The 21,710-nt window shown below is 66.8% G+C and carries 17 protein-coding genes; 12 read left to right on the top strand and 5 right to left on the bottom strand.

Going from position 1 to position 21,710, the window contains the following annotated elements; all coding sequences use genetic code 11:
- The first annotated feature begins 48 nt into the window (after window positions 1-48).
- The 11 genes from AC3IR9_RS16500 to AC3IR9_RS16450 all read left to right on the top strand — a co-directional run bounded on the left by AC3IR9_RS16500 (window position 49) and on the right by AC3IR9_RS16450 (window position 15,973).
- A complete protein-coding gene (locus AC3IR9_RS16500; RefSeq protein WP_489292047.1) occupies window positions 49-1,032 on the top strand; it encodes a LysR family transcriptional regulator in 984 nt (327 codons plus the stop codon).
- Between the two features lie 223 nt (window positions 1,033-1,255).
- Complete coding sequence (locus AC3IR9_RS16495) at window positions 1,256-1,738, top strand: hypothetical protein (protein ID WP_489292045.1); 483 nt, start codon at window positions 1,256-1,258, stop codon at window positions 1,736-1,738.
- A 74-nt stretch (window positions 1,739-1,812) separates the two neighbouring features.
- Entirely contained in the window at window positions 1,813-3,873 is a 2,061-nt protein-coding gene (locus tag AC3IR9_RS16490; protein ID WP_489292043.1) for a TonB-dependent copper receptor, read from the top strand.
- 240 nt (window positions 3,874-4,113) lie between these two features.
- Window positions 4,114-5,205, top strand: coding sequence for an efflux RND transporter periplasmic adaptor subunit (locus AC3IR9_RS16485; protein WP_489292041.1), 1,092 nt, complete (start codon window positions 4,114-4,116; stop codon window positions 5,203-5,205).
- Complete coding sequence (locus AC3IR9_RS16480; RefSeq protein WP_489292040.1) at window positions 5,202-8,327, top strand: efflux RND transporter permease subunit; 3,126 nt, start codon at window positions 5,202-5,204, stop codon at window positions 8,325-8,327. The genes AC3IR9_RS16485 and AC3IR9_RS16480 overlap by 4 nt, the downstream gene beginning before the upstream one ends.
- Entirely contained in the window at window positions 8,320-8,859 is a 540-nt protein-coding gene (locus AC3IR9_RS16475) for a GNAT family N-acetyltransferase (RefSeq protein ID WP_489292038.1), read from the top strand. The genes AC3IR9_RS16480 and AC3IR9_RS16475 overlap by 8 nt, the downstream gene beginning before the upstream one ends.
- Before the next feature lie 128 nt (window positions 8,860-8,987).
- On the top strand, window positions 8,988-10,505 hold the full coding sequence (locus AC3IR9_RS16470) for an alanine/glycine:cation symporter family protein (protein WP_489292037.1): 1,518 nt from the start codon (window positions 8,988-8,990) through the stop codon (window positions 10,503-10,505).
- Window positions 10,498-11,334 (top strand): TrmH family RNA methyltransferase, encoded by an 837-nt coding sequence (locus AC3IR9_RS16465; protein WP_489292035.1) that lies wholly within the window; start codon window positions 10,498-10,500, stop codon window positions 11,332-11,334. The genes AC3IR9_RS16470 and AC3IR9_RS16465 overlap by 8 nt, the downstream gene beginning before the upstream one ends.
- Before the next feature lie 503 nt (window positions 11,335-11,837).
- Window positions 11,838-13,058, top strand: a complete 1,221-nt coding sequence (locus tag AC3IR9_RS16460; RefSeq protein ID WP_489291085.1) for an ISL3 family transposase — start codon at window positions 11,838-11,840, stop codon at window positions 13,056-13,058.
- Window positions 13,059-13,458: 400 nt separating this feature from the next.
- Window positions 13,459-14,442 carry a hypothetical protein gene (locus AC3IR9_RS16455; RefSeq protein ID WP_489292034.1) on the top strand — a complete coding sequence of 328 codons (984 nt, stop codon included), beginning with the start codon at window positions 13,459-13,461 and terminating at the stop codon, window positions 14,440-14,442.
- Window positions 14,443-14,500: 58 nt separating this feature from the next.
- Window positions 14,501-15,973, top strand: coding sequence for an alanine/glycine:cation symporter family protein (locus AC3IR9_RS16450; RefSeq protein WP_489292032.1), 1,473 nt, complete (start codon window positions 14,501-14,503; stop codon window positions 15,971-15,973).
- Window positions 15,974-16,018: 45 nt separating this feature from the next.
- On the opposite strand, the gene AC3IR9_RS16445 is transcribed toward AC3IR9_RS16450, so the two are convergent.
- From AC3IR9_RS16445 to AC3IR9_RS16430, 4 genes are all read right to left on the bottom strand, one after another.
- Entirely contained in the window at window positions 16,019-17,440 is a 1,422-nt protein-coding gene (locus AC3IR9_RS16445; protein ID WP_489292031.1) for a M28 family peptidase, read from the bottom strand.
- A gap of 242 nt (window positions 17,441-17,682) precedes the next feature.
- Window positions 17,683-18,087, bottom strand: a complete 405-nt coding sequence (gene mscL, locus AC3IR9_RS16440; protein ID WP_489292029.1) for a large-conductance mechanosensitive channel protein MscL — start codon at window positions 18,085-18,087, stop codon at window positions 17,683-17,685.
- Between the two features lie 56 nt (window positions 18,088-18,143).
- A complete protein-coding gene (locus AC3IR9_RS16435; RefSeq protein WP_489292028.1) occupies window positions 18,144-18,851 on the bottom strand; it encodes a fumarylacetoacetate hydrolase family protein in 708 nt (235 codons plus the stop codon).
- A gap of 128 nt (window positions 18,852-18,979) precedes the next feature.
- Window positions 18,980-19,258, bottom strand: coding sequence for a hypothetical protein (locus AC3IR9_RS16430; RefSeq protein WP_489292026.1), 279 nt, complete (start codon window positions 19,256-19,258; stop codon window positions 18,980-18,982).
- A gap of 176 nt (window positions 19,259-19,434) precedes the next feature.
- Between AC3IR9_RS16430 and AC3IR9_RS16425 the strand changes: the two genes are divergently transcribed.
- The gene (locus tag AC3IR9_RS16425) at window positions 19,435-19,782 is read left to right on the top strand and encodes a Rieske (2Fe-2S) protein (protein ID WP_489292025.1); all 348 of its coding nucleotides are present in this window, start codon (window positions 19,435-19,437) and stop codon (window positions 19,780-19,782) included.
- A 69-nt stretch (window positions 19,783-19,851) separates the two neighbouring features.
- Here the strand turns inward: AC3IR9_RS16425 and AC3IR9_RS16420 are convergent, their stop codons facing one another.
- Window positions 19,852-21,699: an SLC13 family permease gene (locus AC3IR9_RS16420; RefSeq protein ID WP_489292023.1), complete on the bottom strand. Its 1,848-nt coding sequence runs from the start codon at window positions 21,697-21,699 to the stop codon at window positions 19,852-19,854.
- Window positions 21,700-21,710 lie beyond the last annotated feature (11 nt).

Below are 21,710 nucleotides of genomic sequence, written 5' to 3'. Positions count from 1 at the left end.
TGCCCTACAGTCGGGTTGCCCTCCCTTCGCCTGCCGTGCCGCACGCCCATGACGCTGACCCAACTCCGTTATCTGGTGGCCATCGCCGACGCCGAGCTCAACATCACGCTGGCCGCCTCGCGCGTGCATGCCACCCAACCCGGGCTGTCCAAGCAGCTCAAGCAGCTCGAAGACGAGCTGGGTTTCCTGCTGTTCGTGCGCAAGGGGCGCAGCCTGGAAGCCGTCACCCCGGCCGGTGTCGAAGTGATCGGCCGCGCCCGCGCGGTGCTGGGCGAAGCCAACAACATCCGCACCTATGCCGCCAACCAGCGCCGCGAAAGCCAGGGCCAGCTGATCCTCACCACCACCCATACCCAGGCGCGCTTCGTACTGCCGCCGGCCGTGGCCCGGATCAAGCAGGCCTACCCGCAGGTCAGCGTGCACCTGCAGCAGGCCGCTGAAAGCGATGCGCTGGACCTGCTCAGCCAGGGCGATGCGGACATCGCCATCATCTCCACGGCTGGCGCCGAGCCGAGTGCCGGCCTGGCCATTCCGCTATACCGCTGGCGCCGGCTGGTGCTGGTGCCACGCGGGCATGTGCTGGACCGGCCCGGTCCGGCGCCGGACCTGCAGGCGCTGTCGACCCAGCCGCTGATCAGCTACGAGTCTTCCACCCGTGGCACCTCGTCGCTGCAGCGCGCCTTCGCCAGCGCCGGGCTGACCCCGGACATCGCGCTGACCGCGTTGGACGCGGACCTGATCAAGACCTATGTGCGCACCGGCCTGGGCGTGGGGCTGCTGGCGGAAATGGCGGTCAACGCCAGCGACGAGGACCTGCGTGCCTGGCCGGCCCCGGCCCCGATCGACGAGTGCATCGCCTGGGCCGTGCTGCCGCGTGACCGGGTGCTGCGCGACTACGCGCTGGAACTGGTGCACGTGTTGGCCCCGCAGATCGACACACGCGACCTGCGCCGGGTGATCGATGGCAACCAGGAAGCCAACTGGCCGCTGCCGCCCACCTGGGAATCGTTGACGCAGACCATCACCGTGTAGGTGCCGACCGTTGGTCGGTACCTGCACGGCGATGGTTCGCGCATTCCACCTCTACCCCGCGCCTTCGGCGCGCCCCCTTCAACAGAAGGGGGCTTTCCTTCTGATGGGGTGAGGGCACGATTACCCGGTAGGTGCCGACCGTTGGTCGGCACGCGTCGCCTGCGACGGTTCGTCGCAGGGCTGAAACGCCGACGGAGCAACGGTCGGTCGCTACACTGGCGCGGTGAACCGTCGTTGCCGCCCGTATGCCGTCCTGCTGCAGCTTGCCTTCGTGGCGACGCTGCTGATGGCGCTGGCGCCGCTGGTCAGTCGCTGGCAGCAGGCACATACCGAGGCGCCGCTGATGCTGATGCCGTCGGGCATGGCCCATGCGGTGCCGAGTGTCGTCCTCTCCGCCGACCCGCACGCCGGGCACGGCCTGCCTGCCTCGCATCGGCATCACGCGATGCCGATGGAGGACATGCCGATGCACGCCGCCGCGCCGTCGCCAACCGCGCACGCGCCGTTGACGGACGAACACGCCGGCCACGGCGAGGCCTGCGAGTACTGCATGATGGCCTCGCGGCTGATGCCGTGGCTGGCGGTAGTGCTCCTGCTGCTGCCGGCGCTGCCGGTGATCGCCCCGGCCGTGCTGCGCGCCGTTGCCACCCCGCGCAGCCTGCGCTGGTCTGCGCATCCCGCGCGCGGCCCGCCACTGAACGCCTGAAACCGCCGACGTCCTTTCCTGCCGCGTGACGCCGAGATGGCGGCGCGCGCCTGTGCGTTTTCTGGAGTTCCACCATGAACCTGACTCCCCGCAGCGCGGGCGCAATGACGCGCCTGTCTGTTTCCCTGTCCCTGGCCCTCGCCGCATTGCCCTTGTTGGCTGCCGAACGCGACGCGGCGCAGACCCTCGATACCCTGGTCGTCACCGCCAGCGCGCCGTCCTCGCCCCTGCACTGGGTGACCGACCCGCGCCTGCCACGCCAGCCGGTGCCGGCCAGCGACGGTGCCGATTACCTCAAGACCGTCCCCGGTTTCTCGGCCATCCGCAACGGCGGCACCAACGGCGACCCGGTGCTGCGCGGCATGTTCGGCTCACGCCTGAACATCGTCAGCAACGAGGGCAACCTGATCGGTGCGTGCCCGTCGCGCATGGACAACCCGCTGTCCTACATCGCCCCGGAAACCTTCGACCGCCTGACCATCATCAAGGGCCCGCAGAGCGTGCGCTGGGGCGCCGGTGCCTCTGCCGGCACGGTGCGTTTCGAGCGTGATACCCCGCACTTCGACACTCCGGGCATCGACATCAACGCCAGCGCGCTGGTTGGCTCGCGCAACCGCAACGACCAGGTGCTCGACCTCACTGCCGGCGCTTCGCAAGGCTATGTACGGCTCAACGGCAACCGCTCCGAAGCGGACGACTACCAGGATGGCAACGGCGACGTGGTGCCCTCCAGGTGGCGCAAGTGGAACAGCGACGTCGCCGTCGGCTGGACCCCCGACGCGGACACCGTGCTGGAACTCTCTGCCGGCACCGGCGACGCCATCGCCCGCTACGCCGGCCGCGGCATGGACGGTGCCGCCTTCAAACGCACCAGCTACGCCGCGCGCTTTGAAAAGGACAACCTGCCCGGCGCCTGGGACACGCTGCAGGCCAACGTGTATTACAACGACGCCGACCACGTCATGGACAACTACACCCTGCGCGATCCCAACCCGGCCAGCAGCATGCCCATGCCGATGGCGTCCAATGTCGACCGCCGCACCACCGGCGGCCGCATCGCCTCGGAATGGCGCTGGCAGGGCATCGCCATCGTGGCCGGCATCGACGCCCAGGACAGCCGTCATCGCAGCCGCAATGGCATGGGCCGCAACACTTACCGGCAACAGCCGTGGCGCACCGATGCGCGCTTCAGCAATCTCGGTGCCTTCAGCGAGATCACCCTCGGCCAGGACACTGCCCAGCGCTGGATCGGCGGCCTGCGCATCGACCGCGCCGAGGTCACCGACCAGCGCACCAGCACCGGCATGATGGCCATGCCCAACCCGACCGCCGGCCAGACCCGCCGGGAAAACCTCGGCAGCGGTTTCCTGCGCATCGAACGCGACATCGCGCCCGCGCTGACCTGGTACACCGGCATCGGCCACAGCCAGCGCATGCCCGATTACTGGGAACTGTTCTCCCCGAACATGGGCCCGGTCGGCAGCCGCAACGCCTTCGCCGCGCTCCAGCCGGAAAAAACCACCCAACTCGACCTCGGCCTGCAGTACCGCACCGACCGCCTCAATGCCTGGGTATCGGCCTACGCCGGTCGCCTGGAGGACTACATCCTGTTCACCTACCGCGACGGCGGCATGATGGGCAGCATGACCCAGGCCAGCAACGTCGATGCCCGCATTGCCGGCGCCGAGGCCGGTGCCGACCTCACCCTGGGCGCGCACTGGAGACTGGGCGGCAGCCTGGCCTATGCCTGGGGCGAAAACCGCAGCACCGGCCAGCCGCTCCCGCAGATGCCACCGCTCGAAGCGCGGCTCAGCGCCAACTGGGAAGGCCAGCGCTGGACGCTCGGTGCGCTGGCCCGCGCGGTCACCCACCAGCACCGCGTTGCCGACGGCCAAGGCAACGTCGTCGCCCGCGACCTCGGCCCCAGCGCCGGCTTCGCCACCCTGGCCCTCAACGCCCGCTACCGCATCAGCGATGCCCTGCAGCTCAGCGCCGGCATCGACAACCTGTTCGACCGCGCCTACAGCGAACACCTCAACCTGGCCGGCAGCGCCGATTTCGGCTTCCCCGCCGATCCGGTGCGGATCAACGAGCCGGGCAGAACGGCGTGGATGAAGGTGAACTACACGTACTGAGGTAGCCACGGCCGGGGTGGGGGCGTTGCAAGGCGCAGACACCTCCCCTCCGGCCCCACCCGGCGACGCATGCCGACATCCGTCGATACATGCCGATACAACCCCGGCAATGCCCATCATGAAAGCCATTGCGCCTGCCACCGGGCCTTGTGAAGACCGTGGTAAACGCTTGGCACATATGCCCGGCAGCACCCGACCGATACACTCGGCGGTCATGTAAATCCAAGGGGCTTTTCCTTCATGTTCGGACGCACCACCGCGCGCATCGCCGCCGCCCTCATGCTGGTCGCACTGGCCGGCTGTGGCAGCAAGAACGACGCCGCGCGCCGCCAGGCCGAACAAGTGCCCGTCACCACCCAGATCGTGCAGCCCACCGCGTGGAGCGACACCCTCCAGGCGCTGGGCACGGCCAAAGCCCGCGAATCGGTGACCATCACCGCCAAAGTCAGCGAAATCATCGAGACCGTCCACTTCGAGAGCGGACAGCAGGTCAGCGCCGGCACGCCCCTGGTCACCCTCCGTGGCCAAGCCCAGGAGGCCGCCCTGCTGCAGGCCCAGGCGACCTTCGCCGAAGCCGACCAACTCTACAAACGCCAGCGCGAACTAGCTGCCCAGCAGCTCGTCGCCAGCGCCACCCTGGACACCCAACGCGCCATCCGCGATGCCGCCGACGCCCGCGTGCGCGAAATGCAGTCGGACATCGGCGACCGCCGCGTCCGCGCGCCCTTCGCCGGCGTGCTTGGCATCCGCCAGGTCAGTGCCGGCTCGCTGGTCACGCCCAGCACCACCATTGCCACGCTCGACGACATCGAGCGCATGCACGTCGACTTCCAGGTACCCGAAGCCGAACTGGCCAGCCTGGGCAACGGCGACAAAGTCACCGCTACCAGCGTGGCCTATCCCGGGCGGAGTTTTGAAGGGGTCGTGGCCACCATCGACACCCGTGTCGACCCGGGCACCCGCGCCGTCACCGTCCGCGCTGACTTCATCAACGCCGACCACGCCCTGCGCCCGGGCATGCTGCTGGACATCCGCATGTTCCGCCCCGAGCGGCAGGCGCTGGTCATTCCGGAAATCGCCGTCGTCCAGGTCGGCCGCGACTCCTTCGTGTACCGCGTCAAAGCCGACCACACCGTCGAGCGCGTCGACGTCAGCAGCGGCGCCCGCCGTGCCGGCGTGGTCGAAATCCTCAGCGGTCTCGCCGCCGGTGAGCGCATCGTGGTCGATGGCACCGGCAAGCTGCGCCCCGGCCTGAAGGTCGATGACCGGCCCGATCCCGCCCCGGCGTCCGATGCACCGCCGAAGGCCACCGCCCCGGGCGCGGCCGGATGAAGCTCTCCGACGTTTCCATCCAGCGCCCGGTGTTTGCCGTGGTGATGAGCCTGCTGCTGGTCGTGCTTGGCATCATGTCCTTCACCCGCCTTACCCTGCGTGAGCTGCCCGCCATCGACCCGCCGATCGTCTCGGTCTCGGTCGATTACACCGGTGCCTCGGCCGCGGTCATCGAAAGCCGTGTCACCCAGGTGCTTGAAGATGCCCTGGCCGGCATCGAAGGCATCGATACCATCAACGCGCGCAGCTCCAACGGCCGCGCCCAGGTCAGCATCGAGTTCAGTTCCAACCGCGATATCGAAGCGGCCGCCAACGATGTCCGCGATGCGGTCAGCCGCGTTGCCGACCGCATGCCCGAAGAAGCACGGCCGCCGGAAATCGCCAAGGTCGAATCCGATGCCGACCCGATCATCTGGTTCAACATGGCGTCCTCCAGCATGGACACCCTGGAGTTGAGCGACTACGCCGACCGCTACGTGGTCGACCGCTTCTCCAGCCTCGACGGCGTTGCCCAAGTGCGCATCGGTGGCCGCCAGCGCTACGCCATGCGCATCTGGCTGGACCGCGACCAGCTCGCTGCGCGTGGCCTGACCGTTGGCGATGTCGAAACCGCGCTGCGCAATGAAAACGTGGAACTGCCGGCCGGCCGGATCGAATCGACCGACCGCGATTTCACCCTGCGCGTGGAGCGCAACTACGTCAAACCCGAGGACTTCGCCACCATCCCGCTCGGCAAGGGCAACGATGGTTACGTGGTGCGCATGGGCGATGTGGCCAAGATCGAACTGGCCTCCTCGGAACGTCGCGCCTACTACCGCAGCAACGGCGAGCCGGGCATCGGCCTGGGCATCGTCAAGACCTCCACCGCCAACTCGCTGGACGTGGCCCGCACCGCCCGTGCCGAAGCCGAGCGGGTGGCCTTGACCCTGCCCGAAGGCACCCGCATTTTCGTCGCCTTCGACAACACCACCTTCATCGAAGCGGCGGTGGATCGCGTCTACGCCACCCTGGTGGAAGCCATGCTGCTGGTGCTGGCAGTGATCTGGCTGTTCCTCGGCAGCTTCCGCGCGGCCTTGATTCCGGCGGTGACCGTGCCGGTCTGCCTGGTCGCCGCGTTCATCGCGTTGTACGCCTTCGGCTTCTCCATCAACCTGCTCACCCTGCTGGCGCTGGTGCTGTGTATCGGCCTGGTGGTGGATGACGCCATCGTCGTGGTCGAAAACGTGCAGCGACGCATCGACCTGGGTGAGCCGCCGCTGGTCGCTTCCAAGCGCGGTACCGCGCAGGTGGCGTTCGCGGTCATCGCCACCACCGCCGTGCTGGTGGCGGTGTTCCTGCCGGTCGGCTTCCTGGAAGGCAACACCGGCCGCCTGTTCCGCGAACTGGCCGTTGCGCTGGCTGCGGCCGTCGCGCTGTCGGCGTTCGTCTCGCTGACCCTCACCCCGATGATGGCCTCCAAGCTGCTCAAGCCGCACAACGGCCGTGCGCCGCGTGGCCTGCACGGCATCATCGACCGCAGCCTGTCGCGCGTGTCCAGCGCCTATGGTCGGGTGCTGGAGCGGCATGTGGGCCGCACCTGGATCTACATCGTGGTGATGCTGCTGTCGCTGCTGGCCAGCGCGCTGCTGCTCAAGGTGCTGCCCTCCGAACTGGCCCCGGCCGAAGACCGCGGCTCGTTCCAGATCATGATCGACGGCCCCGAGGGCGCCGGCTACGACTACACCGTCGGCCAGGTCCAGCAGGTGGAAAAGATCGTCGCCGGCTTCGTCGGCGGCGACAATCCCATCGTGCGCGCCAACCCGCGCGTGCCCGGCGGCTTCGGCGCCAGTGAGGAAATGCACACCGGCCGCATCAGCGTGTTCCTGCAGCCGTGGAAGCAGCGCGCCATCGCCACGCCCGATGTTGCCGCCGACCTGCAGAAGCATCTCGATGGCCTGCGCGGCGTGCGCGTGCGCACCCAGGTGGGCGGCGGCCTGGTGCGCAGCCAGGGGCAACCGTTCCAGATCGTGCTGGGCGGGCCGGAATATGCCGAGATCGCGCAATGGCGTGACCGCCTGCTGCTGCGCATGGCCGACAACCCCGGCCTGGTCGGCGCCGACTCGGACTACAAGGAAACGCGGCCGCAGATGCGCGTCAACATCAACCGCCAACGTGCCGCCGACCTCGGTGTGTCGGTCACGGCCATTGGCAGCGCGCTGGAAACCATGATGGGGTCGCGCCGGGTCACCACCTTCGTCGACAACGGCGAGGAGTACGACGTGCTGGTCCAGGCCGGTCGCCAGGGTCGTGCCTCACCGGCCGATCTTGCCGCGATCCGGGTCCGCGCCAGCGGCGGCGAACTGGTGCCGCTGTCCAACCTGGTCACCCTCAGTGAAGTGGCCGAGGCCGGCAACCTCAACCGTTTCAACCGGCTGCGCTCGATCACCATCAGTGCCGGGCTGGCCCCGGGCTATCCGTTGGGCGACGCCATCGCCTGGGCCCGGCAGGTGGCCAGTGAAGAGCTGCCGCAACATGCGCAGCTGGACTGGAAGGGCGAATCGCGCGAGTACCAGAATGCCGGCAGCGCGGTGCTGCTGACCTTCGCCATGGCCCTGCTGGTGGTCTACCTGGTACTGGCCGCGCAGTTCGAGAGCTTCATCCATCCGTTGGTCATCATGTTGACCGTGCCGTTGGGCGTGCTCGGCGCGCTGCTCGGGCTGTATGTCAGCGGCGGCACCATCAACCTGTTCAGCCAGATCGGCATCGTCATGCTGGTCGGCCTGGCGGCCAAGAACGGCATCCTGATCGTGGAGTTCGCCAACCAGCTGCGCGATGAAGGGCGCGACGTGCACCGTGCCATCGTCGAATCGTCGATGGTGCGCCTGCGCCCCATCCTGATGACCTCCATTGCCACGATCGTCGGCGCGATCCCGCTGGTGGTCGCCGGTGGACCCGGCTCGGCCAGTCGCGGCACCATCGGCATCGTGGTGATCTTCGGTGTTGCCGTGTCCACGTTCCTGTCGCTGTTTGTGGTGCCGGCGTTCTATTCGCTGCTGGCGCCGTATACGCGCTCGCCTGAAACGGTGGCGCGCGAGCTGGAGAAGCAGGAGGCGCAAACGCCCTCGGTGGGCGGTCATGCCTGATCCCACACCGCCGCTGCAGGGCGACGGTTTCGTCCTGCGCCCCTGGCGCCAGGACGATCTGGACGCGTTGCTCGTCCATGCCAATGACGCGCTTGTCTCGCGCGGCCTGGCCGACCGTTTCCCGTATCCGTACACCCGCGCCGACGGCGAGGCTTTCCTGGGCGGCCACGTGTTGCCCCCGGGCACGCTCAACCTGGCCATCGAGATCGACGGTGCCGCCTGCGGCAGCATCGGCGTGCGTCCCGGGGCGGGCGAGCGCGTGCACAGCGCCGAACTGGGCTACTGGCTGGGCCGGCGCTACTGGGGGCAGGGTTGGATGACCGGCGTGGTCGGCCGGTTCGCGCCTTGGGCGATGCAGCACCTGCGCCTGTACCGGCTGCAGGCCGAGGTGCTGGATTTCAACGAAGGCTCGGCGCGGGTCCTGCTCGGCAACGGGTTCATCGAGGAAGGCCGCGCGCGCCACGCCGTGTTCAAGCGCGGCGAGCTGCACGACCTGCGCCGCTTCGCGCGGACCCGCAGCACCCTCGATTGAGTCACATGGGGCAAAAGCCGCCCATTCATCGAAATTGACACTACGCAGCCCGGCGCGGATCGTGGAGAATCGACCGGGTCCCAGCCGACGGGGACGTTCCTTTTGTTTCCGCCGACTGGAGAGAGCGCGTGGAAGAAGTAGTCAATATCATCAACGGGATCATCTGGAGCAAATTCCTGATCTTCCTGTGCCTGGCCGCTGGCCTGTATTTCAGCGCCCGCACCCGTTTCATGCAGATCCGGGGTTTCTTCGAGATGTGCCGGTTGACCGTACAGGGCGAGAAGTCCGACGCGGGCGTGTCCTCGTTCCAGGCCCTGGCCATGTCGATGGCCGGGCGCATGGGCATCGGCAACATCGCCGGTGTCGCCACCGCGATCGCCTTCGGCGGCCCCGGTGCGATCTTCTGGATGTGGGTGATGGGCTTCCTCGGCGCATCCACCTCGTATGTCGAATGCACCCTGGCGCAGATCTACAAGACCAAGGACGCCGAAGGCCGCTACCGCGGTGGCCCGGCTTACTACATCGAAAAAGCCATGGGCCTGAAGTGGTATGCGCTGGCCTTTGCCATGGCCACCATCGCCGCCGCCGGCTTCCTGATGCCGGGCGTACAGGCCAATGCCATCGCCGACAGCATCATCAATGCCTGCCGCGGTGGCGCGCTGTGCGGCCCGCTGGACGGCCAGTTCATGGGCATGGAATCGGTGCAGGCGCTCAAGCTGGGCATCGGCCTGGTGGTGGCGCTGCTGCTGGGCGTGGTCATCTTCGGCGGGGTCAAGCGCATCGCCAACTTCGCCGAAGTGGTGGTGCCGTTCATGGCCGCTGCCTTCATCCTGATGGCCATCGTGATCATGATGCTCAACGCCGACCGCGTGCCGGACATGTTCCGCACGGTCTTCAGCAGCGCCTTCGGAACGCATGCCGCGTTCGGCGCGATGATGGGATTGGCGGTGGAGTGGGGGGTCAAGCGCGGCATCTACGCCAATGAAGCCGGCCAGGGTACCGGCCCGCACGCGGCCGCCGCCTCGGAAGTCTCGCATCCGGCCAAGCAGGGTTACGTGCAGGCCTTCGCGATCTATTTCGACACCATGATGGTGTGTACGGCCACGGCGTTCCTGATTCTGGCCGCGGGCACCTACAACGTGTACTCGCCGGTAGCCGGTGCCGAGCCGGTCTTCGCCGGCCTGGCCGGTGTCGCCGAAGGGGCCGGCTATGCCCAGGCGGCGGTGGAAACCGTGCTGCCGGGGTGGGGGTCGGGCTTCGTGGCGATCGCGATCTTCTTCTTCGCCTTCACCACGATCATGGCCTATTACTACATGGCCGAGACCAACCTGGCCTACATCAACCACAACCGCAAACGCCCGCTCACCGTGCTGCTGCTGCGCCTGGGCATCCTCGGCATGGTGGTGTTCGGCGCCTTCCACAACGCCAAGATGGCCTGGGCGCTGGGCGACATCGGCGTGGGCCTGATGGCCTGGTTGAACATCATCGCCATCCTGATCGTGCAGAAGCCGGCGATGCTGGCGCTGCGCGATTACGAACGACAGAAGAAGCTCGGCCTGGATCCGACCTTCGACCCCGATGCATTGGGCATCAAGAACGCCGATTTCTGGCGTCAACGCAAGCTGGAGCAGTCCCGTAGTGAATGATCCCTGGAAAAACGCCCGTCGCCCCTCGGCGCGCCCACCGCGTGCCACGCCGCTGCCGCCGCGCGAAGGCACTCCGCCGCCGCCGGGGCGCGGCAACGACGAACTGCGCCTGTACGGCTGGAACGCCGTGCAGGCACTGTTTGAAAAGCGTCCGCAGGCGCTGCGCAAGCTGTACCTGGTGGAGTCGCTGATCCCGCGCATGCAGCCGGTGTTGAAGTGGTGCGTGGCCAACCGCGTTGGCTACCGGGTGGTGGAAGAGGGCGACCTCAACAAGCTGGCCGCCACTACCCATCACGAAGGCCTGGTGGCCGACGTGCTGCGTGCGCCGATGCTTGCGCTGGGCGAGTGGCTGGAAGGCCTCCCGACCGGCAAGCCGGTGCTGGCGCTGTGGCTGGATGGCGTGGGCAACCCGCACAACTTCGGCGCGATCCTGCGTTCGGCGGCACACTTCGGTGTGTCCGGGTTGCTGCTGCCTCCCGGCGCGAGCCTGGCCGTGTCCGGGGCCGCTGCCCGGGTTGCCGAAGGCGGCGCCGAGTCGGTGCCGCTGGTGCGCCTGCCCGAGGAAACCGAGGCAATGGCGCAGCTGCGTGCGGCCGGTTTCGGCCTGGCGGCAACGCTGGTCGACGGCGGCCAGAACCTGTTCGCCAGTACATTGCCGGCGCGCCTGGTCTATGTGATGGGCGCAGAAGGCGAAGGCATGGACCGCGAACTGGCACAGGACTGCGACCTGCAGGTCTCCATTCCCGGTTCCGGCGCAGTGGAAAGCCTCAACGTGGCATCGGCGACAGCAGTGTTGCTGGCGCACTGGTATGGACACCAGGCGCATTGATTCATGGTTTTCGGGTAGCGCGCTTGCGCGCGTGCCCTATGCGGTGTGATCCAGATCACCGTTAGCGTTGTGACTACAGTCGATTCAGATTTTTCGCATAGTGACCAGCCCTTGCGCTGCGTCACAGTGCAAAGCGGTACTGTGCTGGGTGGATGAGGAGAGACACCCACCCAGCGCGGCGCCGTTGTCCGGACCGCAGGTAGTTTGTGGCGCTCACCGCGTGGGGTGTGCTCAATCCCGGTAGCCCGGTCGCATTGCGACCGGGCTTTTTTATGGTCCTTCTCCCCGCTGGGGGAACAGCACAACGCGCGTTTGGGTGTTTGTATCTGGCCAGGCAGGAGGGACACGGCAAATACCGGAGTGCGCCTGTGCATTCCGCAAGCGAGCCCCTTGGCGGCCGGCAGGCCCTTGGCAAAATAAAGGGTTCATCGCGGATTAGCGTGGAGCTTTTGCCGGCTCCCGTTACCCTTGAAGCCTGAAATCAGGGCCTCAGGGGTCAGGTCATGCTGGATCGGAAGACGATTGAGAGGCTGGGTGGCTGGGAAGGCTACCGGGTGGAGCGGATCGCCTGGCCGGAAGGCGACAGCCGGACCGTCACTATCTACCTCAAACCCACGGCCCGCACGATGCATTGCGAGCACTGCGGGAGCCGATGCCGGCAAGTGCACGAGACGACGGTGCGCCGGGTACGCGATCTGCCCCTGATGGCATTGCGCGTTGCGCTGGTGGTGCCGCGACGGCGCGTCTGGTGCCCCCAGTGCGCTGGGCCGCGCCTGGAGAAGTTGAGCTGGCTTGGCCGCTACCAGCGGGTCACTGACCGGCTGGCCGAAGCGGTCAGCCAGTTGCTGGTATCCAGCAATATCCTGGCCGTGGCACGCTTTTTCCAGTTGGGCTGGCATACGGTCAAGGCACTGGATAAAGCCTTGTTGCGTGAGTCTGTCCAAGCCCCGGACTGGAGCCAGATCCACTACCTGGCGATGGACGAATTTGCGCTGCACAAGGGTCACCGCTATGCAACGGTCGTGGTGGATCCGATCAGTCGCCAGGTACTTTGGCTGGGCAACGGGCGCTCCCGCGATACGGCGCGTGCCTTTTTTGAGCAGCTTCCCCCGGGCGTTTCCGAGCAATTGCGCGCCGTGGCGATCGACATGACGACGGCCTATGAAGTGGAGATCCGGGCCAACTGTCCCAATGCCGAGATCGTCTTCGACTTGTTCCATGTGGTGGCCAAGTACGGTCGCGAAGTGATCGACCGGGTTCGCGTGGACCAGGCCAACAAGCTCCGGCACGACAAGCCTGCGCGCCGTGTCATCAAATCCAGCCGATGGCTGCTACTGCGCAATCGCAGCAACCTGGACCGGCATCAGACGGTGCGGCTGGATGAGCTGCTGGAAGCAAATCAACCGCTCCTCACCACCTATCTGATGCGCGATGAGCTCAAGCGACTGTGGTTTTACCGCCATCCCGGATGGGCCAGGAAGGCTTGGAACCAGTGGCTGGAGCAGGCCCAGCGCAGCGGAATCGCCGCCTTGGCGCTGTTTGCACAACGGCTCAAAGCCTATCTGCATGGGATCGTGTCGCGTTGCCGACACCGCCTCAATACCAGCATCGTCGAAGGCATCAACAACACCATCAAGGTCATCAAACGCCGGGCCTACGGCTATCGGGATCAGGAGTACTTCTTCCTGAAAATCCGTGCAGCGTTCCCCGGTATTCCGCGATGAACCAAATAAAGGAGGAGGCCGTCGCCGCAGGCGTCGGCCGGGGGACATTTGCACAAGGACCTGCCGGCCGCCAAGGGGCCCCGGACGCTCGCGGCATAGCCAGCGAAGCCCCCGCTCGCTGCTGTCGCCCTGTGAGTGGACCTCTCCCCTCCCAGGGGAGAAGAACCTTTTTTATTATTCGCAACAATGGAAATCCCGATTGCAATAAGACGCCTGCAGCACTTCGCGACACCATTGCGAGTCGTGTAGAGCGCTGTACGTGCGGTGCCGCACAGATCCGCACAAATGCGTGTTTCTTACGTTGTTGCCGCTGTTCCCGATGTGCAGATTGGCCCGACGGTGCAGTCACGCACCGCATCCTTGCCAGTCCCTCGGGAGTTGTTGCAGGACCCTGCCTGCCTTGTCCGTTCCCCGTGTTGCCGCGATCGCGTTGGCAACTGTTGTTGGCCTTGCTGTCTCGATACCGCTTGCTGCGCAGGAACGCAGCCTCGACGGCGTCAACTTCACCGGGCCGCTGATCACCGCCAATCCTGCCGGCGTTCCGCGCGGGCACTGGTACATCGAACCGTACCTGGTCCGCGTCGACAGCGACGCCCACTACGACAGCAGTGGACGTCGTCGCGGCAGTCCCGCCGACAGCGGTGCCTGGCTGACCGTGGTACCCATTGCCTACGGCATGGGCGAGCGCGTCACCGCGCAGGTCAACCTCAGCGCCGCCCGCGCCGAGGCCAGCGGTTCCCGCAGTGGTTCGTTCCGTGCCGGCGATACCACCGCACGCCTGCAGTACCTGCTGCAGGCACCGAATGCGGACGGCAGCCGCCCGGCGATTTCCGTAGCGCTGCTGCAGCGTTTTGCCACCGGAAGCTACGACCGCATCGGTGGCAACCCGCTCAACGCACAGGGCGATGGCGTGCAGCGGACAACGCTGGCCCTCGGGATCCAGCAGGTGCTGTGGATGCCCAACGGTCGACCGCTGCGTTGGCGTGGCCAGCTCAGCGCCAGCCCTGCACCCGCACGCGTGGCGCTGCACGACAGCAGCGTCTACGGCACCGATCCGGGTTTCCGCGGCAGCATCGCGCGCGGGTCGCTGCTGGGTCTGTCGGTGGGTGCCGAATACAGCTTCAATAGTCGCTGGGTGGGCGTGTTTGAGGTCTCGGCCAGCCGCGAAACCGACCAGCGCCTCACCGGCTACGTGCCCGGCCAGGAAGGCCTGAAGGAGATCAACGAGCGCCGACCGGCCAGCCGCAATGTCAGCATCGCGCCGGCCGTGGAGTATCACTTCAGTCCCTCGGTCGGCCTGATCGCCGGCGTGGAGTTCAGCGTGGGCGGGCGCAACAGCGGTGCGTTCGTCAGCCCGCAGGTCGCACTGGGGATGTTCTTCTGATGGCCGCCGTGTTGATTGCCCTGCACGCCGTTGCCCACCTGCCCGGTGGGAGCCGCCCATGAACGTGGAAACCGTCGTCGCCCAACTGCTCGGCCTGGTCTGGAGCCCGGCGCTGGTCGGCCTGTGCCTGCTTGCCGGTCTGTACTTCTCCATCCGCACCCGCTTCATCCAGCTGCGTGCATTGCCCGACATGCTGCGCCTGTTGTTCAAGACCAACAGCTCCGCCTCCGGTGTGTCTTCCTTCCAGGCCTTGAGCCTGTCGCTGTCCAGCAGGGTCGGGGTGGGCAACATCGCCGGCGTGGCCATGGCGATCGCCTACGGCGGCCCGGGTGCCATTTTATGGATGTGGTGCGTGGCCTTCCTGGGCGCCGCCAGCGCCTTCATGGAATCCACCCTGGCGCAGATCTACAAGGAGCGCGATGCCAACGGCCAGTATCGCGGTGGGCCGGCGTATTACATCGAGCGTGCGCTGGGCCAGCGCTGGTATGCGGTGCTGTTTGCCTGGAGCGCGGTGATCGGCTGCGGGCTGCTGTTGCCTGGCACGCAGTCCAATGCGATTGCCAGCGCACTGGATGGTGCATGGGGCATCCCGGCCGGGTACTCCGCGCTGGGCATGGTGCTGATCGTCGGGGTGGTGATCTTCGGCGGCGTGCGCCGCATCGCGCGGGTGACCGAGGTGGTGGTGCCGTTCATGGCATTGGGTTACCTGATCGTGGCGGGCACGGTCATGGCGCTCAACCATGAGGCACTGCCCGGCATGTTCCGGTTGATCCTCGACAGCGCCTTCGGGAAAGACGCCGCGTTCGGCGCCATGATCGGCACCGCCATCCAGTGGGGCGTACGACGCGGGGTGATGTCCAACGAGGCGGGCATGGGCAGCGGTGCACACCCGGCCGCGGCGGCCGAGGTTTCGCACCCGGTCAAGCAGGGCCTGGTGCAGGCATTCTCGGTTTACATCGACACCATGGTGGTGTGCAGCGCGACCGCCTTCCTGATCCTTTCCACCGGTGCCTTCAATGTCTATGACCCGGCGGCAGTGGCCAGTGGCGGCATGCTGGTGGCGCAGGTGCCGGGGCTGGAGGCCGGCCCGCATTACGTGCAGCACGCGGTGGAATCGGCACTGCCCGGCTTCGGCACCGGCTTCATCGCGCTGGCCATCCTGCCGTTCGCGTTCAGCACCATCCTGGCGTTGTACTACAACGCCGAAACCAACGTGGTGTTCCTTCGCTGCAACCGTGATTCGCCCTGGACCATCGCGCTGTTCCGGCTAGCGTTCCTGGGGGTTGCGACCTGGTCGGCGGTCAACAGCGCCACGGTGGCCTGGTCGCTCGGCGATATCGGGGTGGGGCTGATGTCGTGGTTCAACATCATCGCGCTCCTGCTGTTGCAGAAGCCGGCGCTGGCTGCGTTGCGCGACTATGAAAAAAGCCGCAAGGCCGGTGTAGATCCGGTGTTCGACCCGCGTGCGGCAGGCGTGGCCAAGGCCGAGTTGTGGCACGAGATCGTCGCCCGCACCAACAACGGCAAGTAGGCAAGGGCAGGGGCCACGGCGATGTGCCGTGGCCCCTGCGCGATATCACTCGTTCGGGGGCGTGGTCGGCTTGGCTTCACTGCCGAAGCTGCCGTCGGCCTCGGCCGCCAGATAGGCGAATACCGTATAGGCGGCCACGTTCTGCGCCAACGCTGCCGGGTCGATCTTGTCCAGCGTGTCATCGGCGGTGTGGTGCAGGTGGAAGTAGTCGCTGCCGTCCTGTGCCAGCCATGCCCACGCACCGCCCTTGGCGGCCAGCGGGCCCACGTCCGGGCCCGGGCCACCCTTGTCGGCGGTGTAGGCGATGCCGAGCGGCTTGAGTACTTCGGCGATCTGGGCGGTGGCCTCGCGTGACCCTTCCGGGTTCGGCGAGCCGGTGTTGAATGCGTAGATGCGGCCGGCACCGAAATCGCTCTCGGCGGCCAGCTGGTGCAGCGCCACATCCTTGGCATGTGCCTCGGCGTAGGCCTTGCCGCCGTAAAGGCCCTGTTCCTCGTTGGCGAAGGCGACCACGCGGATGGTCCGCTTCGGCGCCTGCTTGAGCTGGCCGATCAGGTGGCCGGCGGCCATGGTGATGCCCACGCCTGCGCCATCATCCACCGCACCGGTGCCCAGGTCCCAGGAATCCAGGTGACCACCGATGACGACGACTTCCTTGGGCAGGCTGCGGCCGGTGATTTCGCCGATCACGTTGTACGAGGTGGCCTTGCCATCCCAACCGCAATCCAGGCTCAGCTTCAGCGTGGTGCTGCCGAGCGCGACCAGGCGCGCCAGCTGGTTGGCATCGGGTACCGACAACGCCGCAGACGGCACCGGGGTCAGGCCGTCGTCGAAGCGGGTGATGCCGGTATGCGGTACACGGTGTGAATCGGTGCCGGCCGAGCGCATCACAAAGCCGACCGCGCCTTTGCGGATCGCTTCAGAAGGACCCTTGCTGCGCACCGCGCCGCCATTGCCGTAGTCGCGGCCATCGCGATAGGCGGTCATCTGGTAATCGACGAAGGCGATCTTGCCCTTGAGCGCGCCTTCCGGCGCCGCCTGCAGTGCGGCCAGGTCGGCAAACCGCACCACCTCGGCCTCGACCGTGCCGCCGGGGCTGCCGCCGAGCGCGGTGATGGCCAGCGGCTGGGCATGCTTGCCGGTCACCGCGGCCTGTTCACTGCGGCGCTCCCACTTGGGGAAGGTGACCGGCTCGGTCCAGACCTTGTCAAAGCCCAGCGACTTGAACTTGGCGACCGCCCAGGCCACTGCCCGGGCATCGGCCTCGCCACCGGCGATGCGCGGGCCGATTTCGGTGGTCAGCGATTCGACCACCTTCCAGCCGGTATCGTCCTTGAGGGCCTGCTCGCGCAGCTCGGCGGCAGTGGCCAGCGACTTCGGCGGCAGCGTGGTGGTACCGGTCGCCGCGAACGCCGGGGCGGCCAGCAGGGCGAGGGAGGATGCGATGGCAAGGACGCGGCGACGCATGGACAACTCCGGGAAACGGGGCGGAAGCGTCCGAGCTTAGCAGTCTGCCGCAGCCGCACATGGGCGGGAGGTCATGGTGGGGCGGATGCTGATTTCCAAATGCGAAAGCCCCGCAGGCGCGGGGCTTTCGGATCGATCGGCTGGCAGCACCGCGAGCGACGACCAACGGTCGCCGCCTACCCCGGGTAGGTACCGACGCCCCCACCCCCGGTAGGTACCGACCGTTGGTCGGTACGCAGGCCTCAACGCTTCAAATTATCGCGGATCTCGCGCAGCAGCAGCACTTCTTCCGCCGGGGCGGCCGGGGCGGCGTCCTTCTTGCGGGCCAGGCGGTTGATCACCTTGACCACCAGGAAGATCGCAAACGCCACGATCAAAAACTGCACCAGCGTGTTGAGGAAGTCACCGTAGCCGATCACCACCGCCGGTATTTCCTTGCCGTCCTCGCCCAGCCGTGCCGGTGACAGCGTCCAGGCCAGCTGCGAGAAGTCCACCCGGCCGATCGCCCAGCCCAGCGGCGGCATGATGATCTTGTCCACCAGCGCGGTGACGATCTTGCCGAAGGCCGCACCGATGACGACACCGACCGCCAGGTCGATGACGTTGCCACGCATGGCGAATTCCTTGAACTCAGTGAACATTCCCATCGGGTTTCTCCAGTCGCGGGGTAATCAAAGGACGGCGCAGCGTAACCCAGCCGTTGTCATCCGGCGATGATGCCGTGGCGTTCGGCGACGTTCTCCAGGCGCGCGCTGAAACGGTCGCCCGGCTTCAATGCGGCCACCCCGGCGGGGGTACCCATGAAGACCAGGTCGCCGGCCTTCAGTGCCCACAGCTTGGACAGCTCATGCAGGATCTCCGGCACGGTCCAGATCATCTGGTCCAGCAGCGACTGCTGGCGCACTTCACCGTTGATTTCCAGCGACAGATTCAACGCGGCCAGGTCGCCGACTTCACCGGCCGGCACCAGTTCGCTGATGGGCGCGGAATGATCGAAGCCCTTGGCCGGATCCCACGGATGGCCCTTTGCCTTGGCGGCGGCCTGGAGGTCGCGGCGGGTCAGGTCCAGCCCCACGCCATAGCCGAACACCAGCGCGTCGGCCTGGTCGACGGGCAGTTCGCCGGCCGGCGCATCGCGACCGATCGCCACCACCAGCTCCACCTCATGGTGCAGGTCCGACGTGGCGGGCGGGTAGGGGATCACATCGTCATGCCCGACCACGATGGCATCGGCTGGTTTGCTGAAGAACATGGGGCGGCCGCGGTCGTCTGCGGCCGGCACCGCCGCGCCCATCTCGCGCGCATGGTCGGCGAAGTTGCGGCCGACACAGTAGATGCGGCGCACCGGGAAGGTGCCGCCGCCGGCGACCGGAATGCGCGGTTGCTCGGGCGTGGGGATTACATCGGTCATGCGCGTGTCCTGTCACCAAGGGTTCTCGGCAGTCTAGAACGAGCGCGCGCAGCACGCCACGCCAGCGCGCAGCATCCGGTGGTGGCAGAACTATCAGACAGCGCCGCGCGGCCGCGCGCGGCGAACCCTCAGCGCGACAGCGGCAACGCCGGCTTGCGCACCACGCGGTACTCGGCCTCGACCACCTGCGCATCGCCCGCGCGCGCGTTCTGCTTGCGCTGGGCCAGCAGCTTCCAGGCCAGGCCGGCGATGATCATCGCCGCACCCACGAACACCCCGACAAACACCAGCGCTGCCAGGATCGCCAGGCCCAGCAGTCCCACCGCAACGCGCACCAACGGATGGCGCGGCTTGCGTGGCGCGAACAGGGTGCGGAACGAGTTGAACTGGACGAAGCGGCTATACATGGCGTTTCTTTGGCTGAAGTCAGCGAAACATGAGTATCCAAGGTGACTCCTGTCATTGAGTGAAAAACTCGTTAAACGAGAACTCCGTTCATTTGAAATCAATGACTTGTGTTCATCGTGGAGCCAGTCATATGACGACGTGAGAGAATGCGGCCCCGCCGTGATCGATCTCCCACATGTCTGCGTCCGATACCACTGCTGCGCCGTTGATCACCCTGCAGGCCATTGCCGATGAAGGCTTTGCCGAGGTCGATGCCACCTTGGACGGCGATAGTGAATCGGTGGTGCTGTACCGGCAGGGCGATGCGGTGCAGGGCTGGCTGAACATCTGTCCGCACGCCGGGCGCCGGCTGGACTGGGCGCCGGGGCAGTTCCTCAAGAGCCGCGAAGGCCATCTGGTGTGTGCCGCGCACGGGGCCTCGTTTTCACTGGACGACGGCATCTGCGTGGCGGGCCCGTGCAAGGGCGACCGCCTGCGCGCCGTGCCGCTGCAGGTTCGCGACGGCCAGGTGTTTCTGCGGTAGGCAGCAGCGCCGTGGGTCGCGATGCGGTCACCGTGTACCGAGCAACGGTCGGTACTACCCGCCACCGGGTCAGAACATCAGGTTGATCATCACCACCACCACGGCGGTGTAGATCAGCGACAACGGCGCGCCCACCCGCCACAACTCGCGTGGGGTGTAATTGGCCGGGCCGGTGATCATCGAAATCACCGGATTGGATGCCGTCATCAGGTTGTTGGACGCCGACAACGCCACGATCAATGCGAACGCGGTGGGGTTGCCGCCCGCCGCCAGCGCCAGGTTCACCGCGATCGGCACCATCACGATGGTCGCCCCGACATGGCTGATCACCAGTGAAAACACCGTGGTCAACAGCGCCAATGCAATTTCCAGCACCCAGACCGGGATGCCGGTGGGCAGGCGGTCGATGGTGTGCCCGGCCACCCACGCCGCCGCGCCACTGCTGTCCATCGCCCATCCCAGCGGAATCAGCCCGGCCATCATGAAGATGGTCTTCCAGTTGATCGAGGCGTAGGCCTCGTCCATGCGCAGCACGCCGGTGAGCAGCATGCCGGCCACGCCGGTCATCAGGGTCAGCGCCACCGGCAGCTTGGAGGTCAGCGCGATCAGGATGGTGATCGCGAAGATGGTCATGGCGATCTTGAACTTGTGCGGGCGCTGCTCGCCCTTGGGATAGTCGGTGACCACCACGAAGTCGCGGCTCTTGGCGGCCTGGGCCAGGTCGGTCCAGATGCTGTGGAACACCAGCATGTCGCCGGCGCGCAGGGCCACGTTGCGCACGTCTTCGCGGATCACCTGCTTGTCGCGGTTGATCGCCAGCAGGCTGATGCCGCGCTGCTTGCGCAGGCGCAGCTCGGAGGCGGTCTTGCCGATCACATCCGAGGTGGGCGGCACCACCGCCTCGGAGATGCCGGCGCGGCTGGGGTTGAACAGGTCGCCCAGGTGCTTCAAGCGCGAGGACATGCGCAGGAACTGGTTCTGCGCGAAGTCGTTGACCTGCTGGCGCGCGCCCATCACCCCAAGCACGCTGCCCACCCAGATGCGCATTTCCGCCGGCGGTGCCAAGCGGGTGTCGTTGCCGGTCTTGAGCGCCAGCAGCAGTGGCGCGTCGTGCAGGTTTTCCGCTTCGCCCAGGGTCATCCCGACCAGCGGGCTTTCGGCGCTGACCACCAGTTCGAACACATCGCCTTCGATCCCGTAGGTCTTGGCGAAGTAGCTTTCGGTGCGCGCCGGGGTCACCCCGTCGTTGACCAGGCTTTCCTCTTCGACCAGCTTGCGGTTGCCGAAATAGCGGAAGTACAGCAGCGAGGCGATCAGCAGCGCCACGCCGATCGGCAGCGGCGCGAACATGCGCAGCGGTTCGATGGTGGCCAGGCCCGAGGGCAGGTTGTTGTTGGCCGAGGCCAGCAGATCGTTGAGCAGGATCAGCGGCGAGTTGCCGACCATGGTCAGCGCCCCGCCCATCACGATCGCCGCGGCGATCGGCAGCAGCAGCCGCTGCATGGTCAGCCCGGTGCGCGCGGCAAGGCGCGAGGCCACCGGCAGGTACAGCGCCATCACCGAGGGGTTCTGCATGAATGACGAGTTCAACCCGGCGATCGCGGTGGTCATCATCAGCAGGCGCTGTTCAACGCCATGTCCGCGCCGCAGCAGCCATGCCGCCAACCGGTTCAGCGCCCCGGTGCGGTCCAGGCCCGCGCCCAGGATGGTGGTGGCGATGATGCTCATCACCGCGTTGCCGGAGAAACCGCCGAAGATTTCCTCCGGCGCGATCAGGCCGGTAACGCCCAGCACCACCAGCACCACCAGCGCCACCACGTCGGCGCGGATACGCTCGAACAGGAACATCGCCATCGTGAATCCCACCAGCCCGAGCACGAGCTTCATATCGGTGGTCAGCGTCAGCGCGGTATCCATGAGGTGGCGCG

This window comes from Stenotrophomonas sp. GL_101, assembly GCF_057835675.1.
This window is presented reverse-complemented; position numbering and strand designations above follow the sequence as displayed.